At 64.5% G+C, this 2,562-nt stretch carries 2 protein-coding genes; both read right to left on the bottom strand.

Going from position 1 to position 2,562, the window contains the following annotated elements; genetic code table 11:
* A partial coding sequence (ftsW, locus tag EN969_RS26190; RefSeq protein WP_127419521.1) for a putative lipid II flippase FtsW occupies positions 1–1,123 on the bottom strand: 1,123 nt, incomplete at its 3' end.
* Entirely contained in the window at positions 1,123–2,523 is a 1,401-nt protein-coding gene (gene murD / locus EN969_RS26185) for a UDP-N-acetylmuramoyl-L-alanine--D-glutamate ligase (RefSeq protein ID WP_063168311.1), read from the bottom strand. The genes ftsW and murD, both read right to left, overlap by 1 nt.
* Positions 2,524–2,562: the final 39 nt, after the last annotated feature.

The following is a 2,562-nucleotide window of genomic DNA, read 5'->3' as shown; positions in this document are numbered from 1 at the left end:
GGCCAAAGCCCATCTGCTTGCGCTTTTCCGGCCGCTTGCGTGTCAGCGCCAGCACCATCCCCATCGAGATGGCGATGGCGATCTGCGAAGAGCCGCCATAAGAGATGAACGGCAGCGTCATGCCCTTGGCCGGCACAAGCTGGAGGTTGACGCACATGTTGATGACCGCCTGCAGGCCGAAGACGGTGACGAGGCCGCCGACCGCATAGCGGGTGAAATCGTCATGCTCCTTCAGCGCCGTGTTGAGGCCGCGCAGCACGATGAAGGCGAATATCGACATGATGAAGAAGCACATGATCAGTCCGAACTCTTCGCCTGCGACCGAGAAGACGAAGTCGGCATGGCTGTCGGGAATAACGCGCTTGACTGTGCCCTCACCTGGTCCGACGCCAAACCAGCCGCCATTGATCAGCGCGTCGCGTCCCATATCGACCTGGAATGTGTCGCCTTCGCCGGTAAGAAACTTGTCGATGCGCAAGGCAACGTGCGGGAACACCGTATAGGCGGCGAAAACGCCGCCGACGCCGGCGGCACCCAGCGCAACGATCCACAGCCAGGGCAGCCCGGCCATGAAAAACATGATGCCCCAGGTGCCGGTCGTCAGCATGGTCTGGCCGAGATCCGGTTGCGCCACCAGCAGCGACACGACCAGTACCAGCAGCAACATGGCGAACAGATTGCCGGGAATGTCGGGCTGGCGCTTGTGCTCAGCGAAAAGCCAGGCGCACATGATGACGAAGGCTGGTTTCAAAAATTCCGACGGCTGGATCGACAGGCCGGCAAGCGACACCCAGCGGCGTGCGCCCTTCACCTCGACGCCGATGTAGAGCACCGCCACCATCAGCACCAGCATCAGGCACAGCATGATCAGCGCCATGCGCCGGATCTGCCTGGAATCGAGGAACGACACAGCCAGCATCACGCCGAGCGCCGGTACGGTGAAGATGATCTGCCTGGTGGCGAAGTGGAAACTGTCGAGGCCGATGCGTTCGGCGACCGCCGGGCTCGCCGCGAAGGACAGCACGATACCGAGGCCCATCAGCGACAGGAACGCCGCCAGGAACCAGCGATCGATCGTCCACCACCAGGTCGCAACCGGACTTTTGTCGAGACGGCTCTGCATTATCGTGCCCCTCCGATGGGTTTCACACCCTCGATAGCATTCGCAGCTTGCCTGAAGGCTTCGCCGCGAACTTCGAAATTCTTGAACTGGTCGAAGCTGGCGCAGGCCGGCGACAGCAGCACCACCGCCTCGCCGCTGTCGTCCTTAGCCGCATCATGCGCGGCGTGCTCGACCGCCGCGGCCAGCGTGCCTGAAATCTCGTAGGGCACGGCCTCGCCCAGCGTCGCCGAAAACGCCGGCGCCGCCTCGCCGATCAGATAGGCCTTGGCGATGCGCGGGTAGAAACCGCGCAAGGGTTCGATGCCGCCTTCCTTGGGCAGGCCGCCGGCGATCCAGTAGATGCGCGCGAAGCTCGACAGCGCCGGCGCCGCAGCATCGGCATTGGTCGCCTTGGAATCGTTGATGAACAGCACATGGTCCTTGCGGCCGACCTGCTCCATGCGGTGCGCGAGGCCGGGAAAGCTTTCCAGCCCCGACTGGATCTCGCCAAGCTCCAGCCCGACCTTGAGGCAAGCGGCGACCGCAGCCAGAGCGTTCTGGGCATTGTGCTGGCCACGCAAGGAGCCGATGCCTTCGAGGAAGGCGACACGGCTGTAACGGCCGTGCACAGCTTCCATCAAATTGCTGCCATCGGCGAAATAGCCGTCGGTCAGCGGCAGGCGCTTGGAAATGCGGATGACATGCCGCCCCGCCCGCTCCAGCCGCTCGGCAATCTGCGCGCACCAGGAATCGTCGATGCCGACGATCGCCGTCTCGCTGCCGGCCACCAGCCGCTCCTTGATCGCGGCGTAGTGCTGCATGGTGCCGTGGCGGTCGAGATGATCGGGCGTCAGGTTGAGCAGGATGCCGGCCGTCGGATTGATCGAGGGCGCGAGGTCGATCTGGTAGGACGAACACTCGACGACATAGTGCCGATCGGGCTCGGGCGGATCGAGCGTCATCACCGCGCGGCCGATATTGCCGCCCATCTGGGCATCCCGTCCCGCGGCTTTCAGGATGTGCGCGGTCAGCGCGGTCGTCGTCGACTTGCCGTTGGTGCCGGTGATGGCGATGAAAGGCGCTGTCGGCGCGCTCAGCACCCGCTCGCGGCAGAAAAGCTCGATGTCGCCGATGATCTCGACGCCTGAGCCGCGCGCCAGTTCCACCGTCCAATGCGGCTTGGGATGCGTCAGCGGCACACCAGGCGACAGCACGAAGGCCGAGAATTTCGCCCAGTCGGCGCCGCGCAAATCAGCGGTCGCGATACCGGCAATGGCGGCCTTGGCCACACTGTCGGGATTGTCGTCCCAGGCCAGCACGTCCGCGCCGCCCTCGATCAGCGCGCGCGCCGTCGCGATCCCCGAGCCACCAAGCCCGAAGAGCGAAACGCGCTTGCCTGAAAAGGATGCGGCGGGGATCAAAGGGCTTCCTATCTCAGCTTGAGGGGCGGCAGGCCGACC

It is taken from the genome of Mesorhizobium sp. M7A.F.Ca.CA.003.01.2.1 (assembly GCF_003998945.1).
In the GTDB taxonomy this organism is placed as follows: domain Bacteria; phylum Pseudomonadota; class Alphaproteobacteria; order Rhizobiales; family Rhizobiaceae; genus Mesorhizobium; species Mesorhizobium ciceri.
This window is presented reverse-complemented; position numbering and strand designations above follow the sequence as displayed.